The following is a 13,703-nucleotide window of genomic DNA, read 5'->3' as shown; positions in this document are numbered from 1 at the left end:
GCCAACTTTGCCCGCCGGACTATTTGCCCATATGGCCGCTTAAAAGACGACCGGGCCGTTTCATTTTTGTACCCGGCTGCCAGCGTGGCGGCAATGACCGGGGAAAAGAAGAGGGATATCCTGGAAGAAAGCCGGGACTTTTTCTACAAGCTCTTTGAGGACGAAAACTTACGCAAGAAGTTTGATCGGGTCTATGACTACTACAAGCAGTTTGCTGGCAAGAACTTCAATCCTTCCAAGGAATACCAGGAAGATTACGGCGACCAGGCCCTGCCGGTCAGCGACTTAAGTGAGGTTGAAGACGAAGACACCAACCTTTTCTACTATCAAAAAGATGGTCAGCCGTCGACTTGCTACATTACTTTCTCTGTCGGCGGCCTGCATGGGTCAGAGTACAATAAAGAGCTTTATTTAAAGGACCATGCCCTTTGGGAGAAAAAGCAGGCTGACCTGGCTTATGTACAAAAGCTTTACCCGGATCCCCTGGACCTGCGTAAGGCCAGGGAAGTCACCCTGCCAGACGGCCGGGTGGAAAAGTACCAGACCTTCTTGACCACTAAGGCAACGATCAAGCTGATGGAGCAGACAGATCCGGCCGACCGGGGCCAGTTTTGGCGCGACTTCAGTCAAGATGAACCATCCGTTTTCAAAAAGCAGGGGGGCCGGGTCAGACTGGATGACCGCTACGCCTTTACTTCAAGCGACCTGACCAATCACGAAGACTTTACCTCCTACTATCCAAACATGCTCCGGCGCTTGAATGCTTTTTACAATGACCGCTTAGGTGAAGACCGGTATACGGCAATTTTTGAAAGAAAGCAGGAACTGGACAAAAAGCGGACCGATCCTCAATACAGCGACGAAGAGCGGCGGATGTTCAATATCGAAAGAGAAGGGACCAAGCTGATCTTAAACTCAGCTACCGGGGCCGCTGACCCTAGAGAAGGGCGGGTGCCGTCCTCCATTAGAATGAACAACCGAATCCGGTCCATGCGGATCATTGGCCAGCTCTTCACTTATATGATTGGCCAGGCCCAGACCTATGCCGGAGCCCGGATCGTGTCGACCAATACTGATGGCCTTTACTCAGTCTTAGATGCGGACTTAAACCGGAAGATTCTGGCTAAAGAAGCTGCTGAAATTGGGGTGGAGATTGTCCCGGAAGAACTCTACCTGGTCTCTAAAGACTCCAACAACCGCCTGGAAGCCAGCCCGGATTTGACCAAGGTTCTGTCAGCTTCAGGCAGCCTGGCCTGCCGGAAGGACACCAGCCCGACCAAGTCCCTGGCCCACCCGGCCATTATCGACTGGGCCCTCAGCCGCTATCTGCTGGAAAAAAGAACCGACCTGGCGGCGCCTTTTGACCGTGACCTTGGCCGGCAGATTCTGGAGGAAGCCAAGGAAGCCTTCCCAGACCCGGCCCACCGGCTCAGAATGTTTCAAAATGTCCTTTCAGCCAACCACAGCAAGGAGCGGGCCAACTGCATTTTCGGCCGGGGAGATGCCGGCCAGCTTTTAATCTTGCAGCGCTACAACCGGGTTTTTATCTACCAAGACGGCCTGCCTAAGACGGTCCACCTGTATTCCGCCGCGGCTAAAAAGCTGACCCCGGCCATGCTGAACAAGCGCAAGAGAAGCGGGGAAGCCGTAATTCAGCATGACCAAGAAGCCCTGGCCGTTCTTAAGGCTAACGGCCTGGGAAACTTGGCCAAGGGCCGGGAGGCTGCCGTCCAGAAGATTCCTAATTTGTCACCTGACTGGTCCATGCACGTGGAAAACCGGGCGATCAACCTGCTTGCAGCTGAAGAGCAGGAAGCAATTTTGAACTCGCTTGACTATGACAAGTACCTGGACCTGGTGGCCAGCGCTTATGAAAAGAACTGGCGGAATTTGACTGAATAAGGGCCAGTCTTATAAAATGGTTAGCGATGCTTTTTTAACAGATAAAAGAAACAGCAACTGACACAAAAAGTAGAATAGAAAGAAAAACTACAATACGGAGAGAATAAAAATGAGCAAAAATATCATGGATGAAGCGGGGATCCGCCGGGCTCTGACCAGAATGAGCTACGAAATTGTGGAAAGAAACCAGGGGACGGAAAACCTGGTTTTGATCGGGATCAAGACCAGGGGCTGGTACCTGGCCCAAAGAATCGGTGACCGCCTGGCCAAGATCGAAGACAGCCAGCTGCCAGTTCTGTCTTTGGACATCTCCGCCTACCGCGACGACCTCAGCCGGGAAGAAAAGGCCAAGGCTATCGCCAGCTTTGACACTTCCTTTGACTTGACCGGCAAGACGGTCATCCTGGTTGACGATGTCCTTTACACCGGCCGGACCATCCGGGCAGCCCTTGACGCGATTATGGACCAGGGCCGGCCTGCTAAGATCGCTCTGGCTGTCTTGATCGACCGGGGCCACCGGGAACTGCCGATCCGGCCGGACTTCATCGGCAAGAACATCCCGACGGCGGCCAGCGAGGACGTCCAGGTCCAGGTCAGTGAAATCGACGGCGAAGACGCCGTAAAGATCAGTGAGGCTTAAGATGGCTGAACAATATTTTACTGAAAATCCCACGGCCAGCCATGACGAACATCATGTCAACTACCACCTTAATGGCATTAATTTGAACTTGACCACGGATGCCGGCGTTTTTTCCAAAAACCGGGTCGACTACGGCAGCGGAGTCTTGATTGAACAGATGCTGGACCAGGATTTGCCAGGCGGCAATATCCTGGATGTCGGCTGCGGCTATGGCCCGATCGGCCTTTTTGCCGCTAAAAAGTGGCCAGACCGCCAAGTCGACATGGTTGACGTCAACGAGCGGGCCATGGATCTGGCCAGAAGAAACGCGGCGGCCAATGGGGCAGGCAACGTCAATATTTTTGCCTCAGACCGCTACCAAGAAGTTGCTGGCCAATATGCCATGATCGTGACCAACCCGCCGATTAGGGCCGGCAAAGCCATCTGGTCCAGCATCTTGTCAGAAGCCAAGGACCACCTGTTAGAAGGCGGGATTTTGCTGGTCGTCATCCAGAAAAAGCAGGGGGCACCGAGCGCGAAAAAGCTGATGGCAGCATCTTTTGGCAACTGCGAAATCTTGACCCGGGACAAGGGCTACTACATTTTAAAGAGCGTGAAGAAATAATGTATTCAAGCGAAGAGAAAAAGACCTATATGGAGGCAGCCTTTGCTGAAGCGGAAAAGGCCCGCTTGCAAGATGAGGTTCCCATTGGGGCCGTTGTCGTGGGCCCAGACGGGCAGATCATCGGCCGGGGCTACAACCGGCGGGAGCTGGATGAAGACGGGACGGCTCATGCCGAAATCCTGGCCATTAAGGAAGCCTGCCAAAAGCTTGACTCCTGGCGCCTGATCGACTGCAGCCTCTTTGTTACCCTGGAGCCTTGCGCCATGTGCGCCGGAGCCATTATCAACTCCCGGATCAAGGAAGTCTACTTCGCGGCCATGGACCCCAAAGCCGGCGCTGCCGGCAGCGTGGTTGACCTCTTCAGCGTGGAAAAATTCAACCACCATCCCAAGGTCATCCGGGGTCTTTACAAAGACCAGGGAGCCCAGCTTTTGAAAGATTTCTTCCGGGAAATCCGCCGCAAGCAAAAATTGGCAAAAAAAGCCCAGGAAAATTGCCAAAAGGATTAGTTTAGGTTACAATATTGGTTGGGCAATGTTCGACCTCCGAAGCGTGTCAGGACCGGAAGGTAGCAGCACTAAGGTCGCTTGGGCATGTGCCCTTTATTTAGCAATTAACAGGCTCTTAGCTCTTCGGGGCTAGGAGCTTTTTCATTACGGGGAGAATGTATGGCTTATCAAGCTTTGTATCGCAAATGGCGCCCGCGCACCTTTGATGATGTGGTTGGGCAGGAAGCCATTACCGATACCCTCAAGAATTCACTTATCCGGGGCAAGGTCTCGCATGCCTTTCTTTTCGCCGGCCCGCGGGGGACGGGGAAGACCTCATGCGCCAAGATTTTTGCCAAGGCCTTGAACTGTCTGAACCTGCAAGAGGGCGAGCCCTGCAACGAGTGCAGCAACTGCCTGGCCGCAGACAAGGGGGCAATGCCGGACATCATCGAAATGGACGCGGCCTCAAACAACAGCGTTGACGAAATCCGCGACCTTTTAGACAAGGTCCACTATGCCCCAACTGAAGGCAAGTACAAGGTTTACATCATCGACGAAGTCCACATGCTGTCGATTTCGGCCTTCAACGCCCTTTTGAAGACTTTGGAAGAGCCGCCGGCCAGCGTCGTCTTCATTTTGGCGACGACCGAACTGCAGAAGGTTCCGGCCACCATCATTTCCAGAACCCAGCGCTACAACTTCAAGCGCTTCTCTAACGAAGCCATGGTCAAGCGGATGGAATACATCCTGGGCCAGGAAGGGGTCGAATACGAGGACAAGGCCTTAAAGGTCATCGCCCAGGTCGCTGACGGGGGGATGCGGGACGCCTTGAGTATTTTGGACCAGCTTCTTTCTTTTGAAAAAAGCTCAGTCCGCTACGAAGACGCCCTGGAGGTCACCGGCTTTGCCGCCCAGGAGCAAATAGAAAAGCTCCTTTTGGCCCTCTTAAACGGGGACAGCCAGCAGGCCCTGGACTTGGCTAAGTCTGCCATTCAAGACGGAGCCAGTGCTCAGAACATCTTAAATGAAATCATCAGCCTGGCCGTCCAAGCCATGCTTTATGGCAAAACGGGGCAGGGGGAATTCCTGACGGAAGACTTTGCCCAGGAAATTGCCCAGCAAGGCCCAGACCGCTTCAGCCAGATTATTGACCAGGCTAACGATGCCCTGGGCAGCCTCCGCTTTACCAACCAGCAGCAGATTCCTTTGGAGGTCTTTTTAGTCCAGGCCAGCCAGAAGCGGCAAAATAGCCAGGCAGGTCAGCCAGCCGCAACGCCTTCAGCCAGTGACCCGGCCTTAGAGCGGCAGGTCAAGGTCTTGAAAGAACAAGTCCACCAGCTGACCCAGCAGGTCCAGCAGTTGAGTCAGCGGCCAAGCCAGGGCTTCAGCCCTCGCCATGTCTTCCAGCTCAACCAGCAGCTGTACACGCAAAAGGGCGGGGCAACTGAAGTGGCCCAGCAGGCAGCTGAAAGGCAGCAACAAGCTGAAAATCTGCAGGCCGAGATCACCAGCAGCAAGGAAGAGATCTACGCGGTCTTAAGCCAGGCCACCAAGCCCGGCTTAGCCGAGGCCCGCAACCTCTGGGACCGGGACTTGCCAAGCATGCTGGCCGAACCAGCCAAGACGGTCTTGGGCTTTTTGCAGCCGATCGCGGCCAGCGACCGGGCAGTTCTTTTGTCCAGCCAGTCACGGGCCTGGCAGCTGGCCACAAATCCGCAGGAATTTTTAGCAACGCTGAAAGCTGACCTGGAGCAATTGACCAAGGAGAGCTGGACCATCGCCATCGTTGATGAAAAAGCATGGCCGAAGATCCGCCAGGACTTCATCAAAGAACACGCTAGCCAGCTTCGGGCCAAGGCCCAGCCGGCCCCGGCAGAAGAAGCAGCTCCTGAGCCGCCTTTGCCGGACCAGGCTCCGCCGGAAGATGATGCGGTCGTAAGCAAGGCAGAAGAACTTTTTGGCTCTCTGGCCCAGATCAAGGACTAATATTCGCCAAAAAACTTTTTTCGCGTTAAAATTAAGCAGATAAAAACGAAACAAAAAGGAGATTTTTTTCATGAGCAAGAGACCAGCTTTCCCAGGAATGGGCGGCATGAACATGCAGCAGATGATGAAGCAAGCCAAGAAGCTGCAGGAACAAATGGCCCAGGAACAGGAAAACATCACGACCCAGGAATTCACCGGCAAGGCAGCTGATGACATGGTAGTCGCCACTTTTACCGGCGACCGGACTTTAAAGAGCTTGTCCATCAAGCCGGAAGCTATTGACCCGGATGACCCGGATATGCTGGAAGATCTGGTCATCGACGCCGTCAACAAGGGCTTGAAGCAGATCGACCAGGCAACCCAGCAGAGCCTGGGCAAGTACACGAAAGGCTTGATGTAATTTGCAATACCCACTGCCAATTGCCCGCTTGATCGATTCCTTCATGAAACTGCCGGGCATCGGTGAAAAGACGGCGACCCGCCTGGCCTTTTACGCCATGGACATGCCTAAAGAAGACGTGGACGAATTCGCTCAGTCTTTAGTTGACGTTAAGGAAAAACTGCGTCAGTGCTCAATCTGCGGCAACATCACCGAGCAGGACCCTTGCGCCATTTGCAGCAATCCTGCCCGGGACCGGTCAACCATCATGGTGGTTGAAGAAGCCAAGGACGTGATGGCCTTTGAAAACATGGGCGAATATGACGGCCTCTACCATGTCCTGCATGGGGTCTTGTCTCCGATGGACGGGATCGGGCCGGAGCAGATCAACATCAAGTCCTTGATCGTCCGCCTGCAGAAAAACGATGACGCCAAAGAAGTCATCCTGGCCCTTAATTCCACCCCTGAAGGGGAGTCAACGGCCATGTACATCTCCCGCTTGATCAAGCCGGCCGGCCTTAAGGTCACCCGCCTGGCCGCGGGGCTGGCGGTCGGCTCTGACATTGAGTACGCCAACTTGATCACTTTGAAGCGGGCAGTTCAAGGAAGAACGGAGCTATAGCATGAATAAGCACAGCGACAAAATCAAGCAAGCAGAAGATGAGAAGCTGATGGCTTTGGTGGAAAAGCTGCAGCAGGAAATCAGCCTCAGCAAGGGCCTGGACAACACGACCCTGGACATGTCTGACGACAATATCGTGGCGGACAAGATTTTAAGAGCTGAGTATGCCTTTTTATACGATGAGGCTCGCTACCGCCATGCTTCATATACCGGCGTCACCAACGCCATTTCCCAATAGAAGCGTATTAATCCCTCAATTTCGGGGGATTATTTTTTTGCAATTTTTACCTACTAGATTTAGTGGGAAGTTAACTCTGTAAATACTAGCCTTAGTTCTGTAAAATAGATAGTTAGGAGGCAAGAACAAATGCAAGGTTACTTTATCACTTTTGAAGGTCCCGACGGCGCCGGCAAAACGACAGTGATCAATGAAGTCGTCAAGGCCATCAAGGGCCAGTGCAAGCGGGAGATTTTGGTAACGCGGGAGCCAGGCGGGTCAAAAATTGCTGAAAAAATCCGCGACATCATCCTGGACCCGGCCAACACCGAAATGAACGCCAAGACCGAGGCCCTGCTCTACGCGGCCAGCCGGTCCCAGCACGTCAGCGAGATCATCAATCCCGCTTTAAAGCGGGGAGACCTGGTCATCTCCGACCGCTTCGTCGACTCTTCTTTGGCCTACCAGGGCCAGGGGCGGGGACTGGGGATTGATGAAGTAGCCCAGATCAACGCCTTTGCCACCGGCCACTTGGAGCCGGACCTGACCATCTTTTTGGATTTGGACCCGGCCCAGGGCCTGGCCAGAATCGCCAAGGCCCGGTCAGGCAGTGAAGACCGGCTGGAACAAGAGAAGCTGGACTTCCATGAAAAGGTCTACCAGGGCTACCAGAAAGTCAATCAAAAACAACCGGACCGGATAAAAGTGGTCGACGCGAGTCAAGATTTGCCGCAAGTCGTGGCCGCAAGTGTTAAACTGGTGAAAAGCAGATTTCCAGAATTGTTTTAGGGGGGATCAAGATGAAACTGATCATTGCCATTGTCCAGTCTGAAGACGCCAAGCGCCTGCAGGCAGCTTTTGTCGACAACAATGTCGGCGCCACTAAACTGGCGTCAACGGGCGGCTTTTTGCGTGAAGGCAACACCACCTTCTTGCTTGGGGTGGAAGATGAAGACGTTGAAGACGTTTTAAAGCTGATCGAAGAGCATTCCCAAACCAGAGAAGAAACGATCAACCCTGGCCTGCACCCAGGCATTTCCTTCGAGCAGCCGATTGAACCGGTCAACATCACGGTCGGCGGCGCGACGGTCTTCGTCTTGCCGGTTGACCAGTTCCTCCACTTTTAATGCTGGATTTAAAGCAAATTGGCGGGGCCGAATCCCGGCAGCTCAAGCAAGCCCAGGACCGGGGGCAGCTGTCGCATGCCTACCTGCTCTTGTCAAGCGATGAGGGGGAAGCCTTAAACACTGCCTACTGGCTGATCTGCTACGTGAACTGCACGGGCGAAGAGAAGCCGGACGGAACCTGCCCGGCTTGCCGGCGGATTCTGGAAGGCAACCACCCGGACGTCTTTTTGATCGATACAGAAGAAAACAAGCAGTCGATCGCGATTGATCAGATCCGGCCACTTAAGCAGGAATTAGCCAAAAGCCCCTTGGAAGGCGACCGGCGCTACTTCGTGATCAACCATGCCCAGAAGCTGACCCTGCCGGCCGCAAACGCCCTGCTCAATCTGCTGGAAGAGCCAGCTGCTCCGGTAGTCACTTTTTTGATTGCCAATAATGGCGGGCAGATTCTGCCGACGATCAAGTCCAGGACTCAGATCATCAATTTCAGCCAGCAGGCAGCTTCCAGCAAAGACAGGCTCCTTTTGGCCAATGGCATGAGCCAGGAAGAAGTTGACCAGGTTAAAAGCAGCCAGGAGATCGACCAGGCGGTCAAATACTTTTACCAGGAACTCCGCGAGCATGACTCTTTGGCCATCGTGTCTGCCCACCAGCTGGCGGGCTTGGTTAAAAAGCAGGGGACCAAGGCCTGGGAAAAGTATGTCTGGATTTTGCTCAAGAAATGGGGCGAAAAGGACCTGGCAAAGGGTGACTACCAGGAAGCGGCAGATTTTTTGGCGGACTTAATGCAGGTTGACCGGATGCGGCAGAGCAATGTCGGCTTTTTGAACAATTTGGACTATTTGGCCTTAAAGTGGCAGCAGTAAAGGCAGGTAAGGAAAGTGGACCCATATACTAAATTGCAGCAGCTGCAGCAGCAGATGGAACGCATGCTCAAGAGCATGGACTCCCTGCAGCAGGAGGTGCTGGAGAGCTTGAAGGAAAATACCGAGCTCAAGGTTGAAAACCAGCTTTTGCGCGAGAAGCTGGACAAATTGACGGTTAAAGAACACGAAGGCAAGAGCCAGAGCGGGATGGCCATGCTCAAGCAGATCTACCAGTCTGGCTACCATATTTGCAACATGTACTACGGGACCCACCGTGATCCCAGCGCGGACTGCATGTTTTGCCTAGATATTTTGGATAATTTTGGAAAGAAGTCGGTGCACAAATAATGCAAACGCAACACAGCTACGCGGATGACCAGCAGGGCAAGCTCTATTTGGTGCCTACGCCCATCGGCAACCTGGAAGACATTACGATCCGGGCCAAGCGGATTCTGGAAGAGGCTGACTACATTGCCGCTGAAGACACCAGAACCAGCGGCATCATGCTGGACCGGCTGGGCATTCACAACAAAATGGTGGCCTTTCACAAGTTCAACTCAAAAGAAAAGGCGCCTGAACTGGTCAAGTTGATGCAGGATGGGGCCACAATCGCCGAGATCAGCGATGCCGGCATGCCGGTGATTTCCGATCCCGGCTATATTTTGGTCCAGGAATGCATTAAAAACAATGTTCCAGTCGTTCCCCTGCCTGGCCCGTCGGCTTTTGCCACGGCCTTGATCGCTTCCGGTTTTGACGGGCAGCCTTTTACCTACTACGGCTTTTTGCCCCGCAAGGCCAGCCAGCAGCGGCCATTTTTAGAAGAAATCAATGCTTCAAGAGCTACCTCAATTTTTTATGAGGCACCTCACCGGCTCTTGAAGACTCTGGAACAGATGGCGGAAGTAATTCCTGGCAGCCGGCAGATCGTCTGCGCCAGAGAACTGACCAAGATTCATGAAGAATTCGTCCGCGGCAGCTTGGAAGAAGTCATCCAGCACTTTAAGGAAGTTGATCCCAGAGGTGAGTTCGTCGTTTTGGTGTCGCCAAATACGGAAGAAAAGACCCTGGACTGGACTGACCTGGTAGACATGGTCAAAGAACAGGTAGACCAGGGCGTTTCTAAAAAGGATGCCATCAAGCAGGTGGCCAAGAGCCAGGGAGTTTCTAAAAACGAGCTCTATGACCGCTACCACCAAGAGGGAGCAAAATGAGATATTACAAGGATTACCAGCTGGAATACGCTGACTGCGGGGAAAGCGGCCAGCTGAAATTGCCCAGAATGATCGACCTGATGATGGAAACGTCTGAAGGCCAGCTTGCGCCTACTTCAGGCGGGGCCAGCGCCATGAAGGAGAGGGGCTGGGGCTGGGTAGTCACCCAGTACGAATTTGAATTTACGGACCTGCCCCGGGCCAGGCAAAAGGTCAAGGTTTGGACTGAAGCGGTTGGCTACAACCGTTTTTTGTCCTATCGGGACTTCGGCATTGAGGACGAAGCAGGGAATGACCTGGTCATCGCCCACAGTCAGTGGATTTTGTTTGATTTACAGACCAGAAAGCTTTTGCCAAGCGATGAAAAAATTGCTGGGCAACTGGGAGCACCCCTTTTGGCCAAGATGCCCCGCTTCAAGAAACTGCGGCCAAAAGCCGCTTATTCAGACGAAAAGATCTACCGGGCCTACTACTATGACCTGGATTCCAACCACCACGTCAACAATGCCCACTACCTGGACTGGATCGTTGACAGTCTGCCGCGGGATTTTGTCAACAGCCATGAGCCGAAAAGCCTGGCCATCAAGTTTGAGAAGGAAATCAAATACGGCGATGAAGTTGCCTGCCAGGTTATGCAGGAAACAGAAGACAGCGCTGTCAAGACCTGTCACGCCATCACCCGGCAAGGTGAAGTTATGGCACTTTGTGAGGTAAACTGGCAAAAAATGTGTTTTAATAGAGACTGATTCAGTTGTTTTTGTTAAGCCATTTTTTAGGAGGACAGACTTGTGAAAAGTGAATCAAAAGTAAGCAGCAAGCTGGAGCTGCGGGAGCTGGTCTTGCTGGCCATGGTTATCGCCATCAAGGTGGTTTTAGAGCAGTTTAAGGTTGGGGATGCCACCTTGCAGGTGGGCCTTGGCTTTATCGGCAGCGTCATGCTGGGCTACTTGTTTGGGCCTTGGTGGGGCTTTGCCGGCGGTGCCTTGAGCGACTTGGTATCATCCGCGATTTTTGGCAACCTGGGCGGCTTCTTTATCGGTTATACCTTGACCGCTGCTTTGGGGCCGATGATCTACGGTTTCTTCTTGTACAAAAAGCCCGTTCAAGTTTGGCGGGTCATTGCATCCGTGATCTGCGTCACTGTGATCTGCAACATCGGTTTGAACACCCTTTGGGTCAGCATGATGTACGGGGCCAACTTCATGACAGCCTTGTCCAGCCGGATCCTCAAGGAAATGATCACCCCATGGATTCAAATGGTCGTGGTTTGGTTTGTCCTGGAAGCCTTGTCCCGGGTCAAGCTGAGTAGAAAGTTTTAGGAAATAAAAGTTAGAGAATGAAGATTTTAAGCATTTCGACGGCAACGAGCGATTTGAGCGTTGCCTTGAATGAAGATGACCAAGTGGTCAGCGAAAAGATCGAGGAAAACCAGCGCAACCACAGCGTTGACCTTGATCCAGACATCGCCAGCCTGCTGGAAGAAAACGGCCTGGCGCTAAAAGACATCGACCGTTTCGCGGTAGCGATCGGGCCTGGTTCATATACCGGCCTCAGAGTCGGCTTGACTACGGCTAAGATGTTTGCCAGCATTTTGAATAAAGAGCTGGTCGGGGTCTCAACCTTGCAGGCTCTTGCCCAGAACTTTGCCGGTGAAGATGCCTTGGTTGTGGCGGCATTGGACGCCAGAAACAAGAACTTTTTTGCCGGGGCCTACCGGGGCCGGGAAGCAGTGCTTGCTGACGGCCACTACCACTTAAGTGAACTCTTAAAGCAAGTAGCGGCTCTGCCTGACCAAAAGGTGATTTTTGTCGGCAGCGACTTTGACAAGTACCAGGAAGAAATCGCGGCAGGTCTGGCCGACAAGGACTTGCGCTTGGCTGAAGGGCAGGAAAACCTCCTGCATGCCAGTGCCATTGGCCGTTTGGCGGTAAATTCCCCGGTCCTTGATCCGGACCAGGCTGTGCCGAACTACCTGCGCCGGACGCAGGCTGAGTACGACTGGGCCAAGAAAACCGGCCAGGAATTTGAAGCAGACAGTGCATACGTAGAAGAAGTTTAGACTTATGGGACTATTCTTTAAAGCTGACCTGGTGCAGTTCGCCCCCCGGGCAATCAGCATCAGCGGCCATGAATACTGCTTAAAAAAAGCGGAGGCTGGCGAACTTGCCCGCCTCCTTTTGCTGGAAAAAGAAGTTTATGCCGGCCGCCTGCCCTGGGACGAGGAAGTTTTTGCTGAAGAGCTGCGCCGCCGGGATTCCCTCTACCTGCTTTTGCTTGAGGGGGAATTTTTGGCCGGGGCCATCGGCTGCCGCTTCAGTTTATCTAAGGCCCACATTACCTTTTTGGCGGTGGTGCCCAAAGAGCAAGGGCAGGGGATCGGGAGCTACCTGGTGCAGACAGTTATAGACCTGGCTAGGTCTGCCGACCTCAAGGCGGTTACTTTGGAAGTGCGGGTCGAAAACAAGAAGGCCCAGGAACTTTACCGCCGGCTTGGCTTTGAAGACAATTTTGTCCGCAAGAACTACTACAACAATGATGACCGTCCTGACAGCGACGGTTTGAACATGATCTGCCATCTAAGAAAGAAGAACTGACTGTGAAGGAAAAGAAAGACATTCGCATTTTAGCTTTTGAAAGCTCCTGTGACGAGACTTCGACTGCCGTGGTCAAAAACGGGTCAGAGATCGAAAGCCTGATTGTGGCTACCCAAATCAAGAGCCATGCCCGCTTCGGAGGGGTCGTGCCGGAAGTGGCCAGCCGCCATCATATCGAAGTGATTACCCAGATTACCCGGGAAGCCCTGGAAGAAGCCAAGGTCAGCTGGGAAGATTTGGACGCCATCGCTGTAACCCATGGCCCTGGCCTGGTCGGGGCACTTTTGATCGGGATCAACGCGGCCAAGGCGGCTTCCATGGCTACTGGCCTGCCGCTCATCGGGGTTGACCACATCATGGGCCACATTTCAGCTGCCCAGCTGGTTGAACCGATCGAATACCCGGCCCTGGCCCTGCAGGTTTCCGGTGGCCACACTGAAATTGTTTTGCTGAAAGACCCGACCCACTTTGAAATCGTGGGCGACACCCGCGACGACGCGGCCGGGGAAGCTTATGACAAGATCGGCCGGGTCCTGGGGGTCAACTACCCGGCCGGCAAGACGATCGACCAGTGGGCTCACCAGGGCAAGGACACTTTCGGCTTCCCTAGAGCCATGATTGATGAAGACAATTACGACTTCTCTTTCTCAGGCCTGAAGAGTGCCTTTATCAATACCTGCCACCATGCTGATCAATTGGGGCAGAAGCTGGATAAGTATGACCTGGCGGCCAGCTTCCAGGCGGCCGTGGTGGACGTTTTGGCTGAAAAGACCATGCGGGCCATCCGGCAGTACCAGCCGAAGACCTTCATCATGGGGGGCGGGGTTGCCGCCAACCTGGGCTTAAGAGAACGGATGAACAAGGAAATCGGGGCTTTGGAAAAGGCACCAAAAGTTGTCCTGCCGCCGCTTAAGCTCTGCGGGGACAACGCGGCTATGATCGGGGCTGCCGCTTACAACCAGTACCTGGCCGGCGACTTTGCCGACTTGACCTTGGACGCGGACCCGTCAATGGAACTGCCTTACGCCGAGGAATACAAGTAAAAAGCAAAATAAAATGCAGAC

General features: G+C 53.6%; 18 protein-coding genes and 1 other RNA gene. All 19 read left to right on the top strand.

The features are described 5' to 3' along the window. The coding region (locus ACI32D_RS04465; protein WP_439775433.1) for a hypothetical protein at nt 1-1,902 on the top strand (1,902 nt) is incomplete at its 5' end. A gap of 109 nt (nt 1,903-2,011) precedes the next feature. Beyond that, nucleotides 2,012-2,542 (top strand): bifunctional pyr operon transcriptional regulator/uracil phosphoribosyltransferase PyrR, encoded by a 531-nt coding sequence (gene pyrR, locus ACI32D_RS04460; RefSeq protein ID WP_439775432.1) that lies wholly within the window; start codon nt 2,012-2,014, stop codon nt 2,540-2,542. 1 nt (nt 2,543) lies between these two features. Next, nucleotides 2,544-3,146 carry a class I SAM-dependent methyltransferase gene (locus tag ACI32D_RS04455; RefSeq protein WP_439775431.1) on the top strand — a complete coding sequence of 201 codons (603 nt, stop codon included), beginning with the start codon at nt 2,544-2,546 and terminating at the stop codon, nt 3,144-3,146. Further along, a complete protein-coding gene (gene tadA, locus ACI32D_RS04450; RefSeq protein WP_439775430.1) occupies nt 3,146-3,655 on the top strand; it encodes a tRNA adenosine(34) deaminase TadA in 510 nt (169 codons plus the stop codon). Before ACI32D_RS04455 ends, tadA begins: the two co-directional genes overlap by 1 nt. A gap of 12 nt (nt 3,656-3,667) precedes the next feature. Continuing rightward, nucleotides 3,668-3,761, top strand: an RNA gene (gene ffs, locus ACI32D_RS04445) — signal recognition particle sRNA small type. Between the two features lie 53 nt (nt 3,762-3,814). Next, a complete protein-coding gene (dnaX, locus tag ACI32D_RS04440; protein ID WP_439775429.1) occupies nt 3,815-5,623 on the top strand; it encodes a DNA polymerase III subunit gamma/tau in 1,809 nt (602 codons plus the stop codon). 70 nt (nt 5,624-5,693) lie between these two features. Next, nucleotides 5,694-6,023, top strand: a complete 330-nt coding sequence (locus ACI32D_RS04435) for a YbaB/EbfC family nucleoid-associated protein (protein ID WP_270449056.1) — start codon at nt 5,694-5,696, stop codon at nt 6,021-6,023. 1 nt (nt 6,024) lies between these two features. Beyond that, the gene (gene recR / locus ACI32D_RS04430; RefSeq protein WP_439775428.1) at nt 6,025-6,624 is read left to right on the top strand and encodes a recombination mediator RecR; all 600 of its coding nucleotides are present in this window, start codon (nt 6,025-6,027) and stop codon (nt 6,622-6,624) included. Between the two features lies 1 nt (nt 6,625). Then, nucleotides 6,626-6,862, top strand: a complete 237-nt coding sequence (locus tag ACI32D_RS04425; protein ID WP_439775427.1) for a YaaL family protein — start codon at nt 6,626-6,628, stop codon at nt 6,860-6,862. A gap of 129 nt (nt 6,863-6,991) precedes the next feature. Next, nucleotides 6,992-7,630: a dTMP kinase gene (gene tmk / locus ACI32D_RS04420; protein WP_439775426.1), complete on the top strand. Its 639-nt coding sequence runs from the start codon at nt 6,992-6,994 to the stop codon at nt 7,628-7,630. An 11-nt stretch (nt 7,631-7,641) separates the two neighbouring features. Next, nucleotides 7,642-7,968, top strand: coding sequence for a cyclic-di-AMP receptor (locus ACI32D_RS04415; RefSeq protein ID WP_439775425.1), 327 nt, complete (start codon nt 7,642-7,644; stop codon nt 7,966-7,968). Next, nucleotides 7,968-8,834, top strand: a complete 867-nt coding sequence (locus ACI32D_RS04410) for a DNA polymerase III subunit delta (RefSeq protein WP_439775424.1) — start codon at nt 7,968-7,970, stop codon at nt 8,832-8,834. Before ACI32D_RS04415 ends, ACI32D_RS04410 begins: the two co-directional genes overlap by 1 nt. Nucleotides 8,835-8,849: 15 nt before the next feature. Next, a complete protein-coding gene (gene yabA / locus ACI32D_RS04405; protein ID WP_050890498.1) occupies nt 8,850-9,182 on the top strand; it encodes a DNA replication initiation control protein YabA in 333 nt (110 codons plus the stop codon). Further along, entirely contained in the window at nt 9,182-10,045 is an 864-nt protein-coding gene (rsmI, locus tag ACI32D_RS04400; RefSeq protein WP_439775423.1) for a 16S rRNA (cytidine(1402)-2'-O)-methyltransferase, read from the top strand. Before yabA ends, rsmI begins: the two co-directional genes overlap by 1 nt. Beyond that, nucleotides 10,042-10,791, top strand: coding sequence for an acyl-[acyl-carrier-protein] thioesterase (locus ACI32D_RS04395; protein ID WP_439775422.1), 750 nt, complete (start codon nt 10,042-10,044; stop codon nt 10,789-10,791). The genes rsmI and ACI32D_RS04395 overlap by 4 nt, the downstream gene beginning before the upstream one ends. Before the next feature lie 42 nt (nt 10,792-10,833). After that, complete coding sequence (locus ACI32D_RS04390; RefSeq protein ID WP_439775421.1) at nt 10,834-11,364, top strand: folate family ECF transporter S component; 531 nt, start codon at nt 10,834-10,836, stop codon at nt 11,362-11,364. 17 nt (nt 11,365-11,381) lie between these two features. Next, nucleotides 11,382-12,104 carry a tRNA (adenosine(37)-N6)-threonylcarbamoyltransferase complex dimerization subunit type 1 TsaB gene (gene tsaB, locus ACI32D_RS04385; protein WP_439775420.1) on the top strand — a complete coding sequence of 241 codons (723 nt, stop codon included), beginning with the start codon at nt 11,382-11,384 and terminating at the stop codon, nt 12,102-12,104. Between the two features lie 4 nt (nt 12,105-12,108). Then, nucleotides 12,109-12,639, top strand: a complete 531-nt coding sequence (gene rimI, locus ACI32D_RS04380) for a ribosomal protein S18-alanine N-acetyltransferase (protein ID WP_439775419.1) — start codon at nt 12,109-12,111, stop codon at nt 12,637-12,639. A gap of 2 nt (nt 12,640-12,641) precedes the next feature. Beyond that, on the top strand, nt 12,642-13,682 hold the full coding sequence (gene tsaD / locus ACI32D_RS04375; protein ID WP_439775418.1) for a tRNA (adenosine(37)-N6)-threonylcarbamoyltransferase complex transferase subunit TsaD: 1,041 nt from the start codon (nt 12,642-12,644) through the stop codon (nt 13,680-13,682). Nucleotides 13,683-13,703 lie beyond the last annotated feature (21 nt).

It is taken from the genome of Lactobacillus sp., assembly GCF_051873315.1.
Classification (GTDB): domain Bacteria; phylum Bacillota; class Bacilli; order Lactobacillales; family Lactobacillaceae; genus Lactobacillus.
This window is presented reverse-complemented; position numbering and strand designations above follow the sequence as displayed.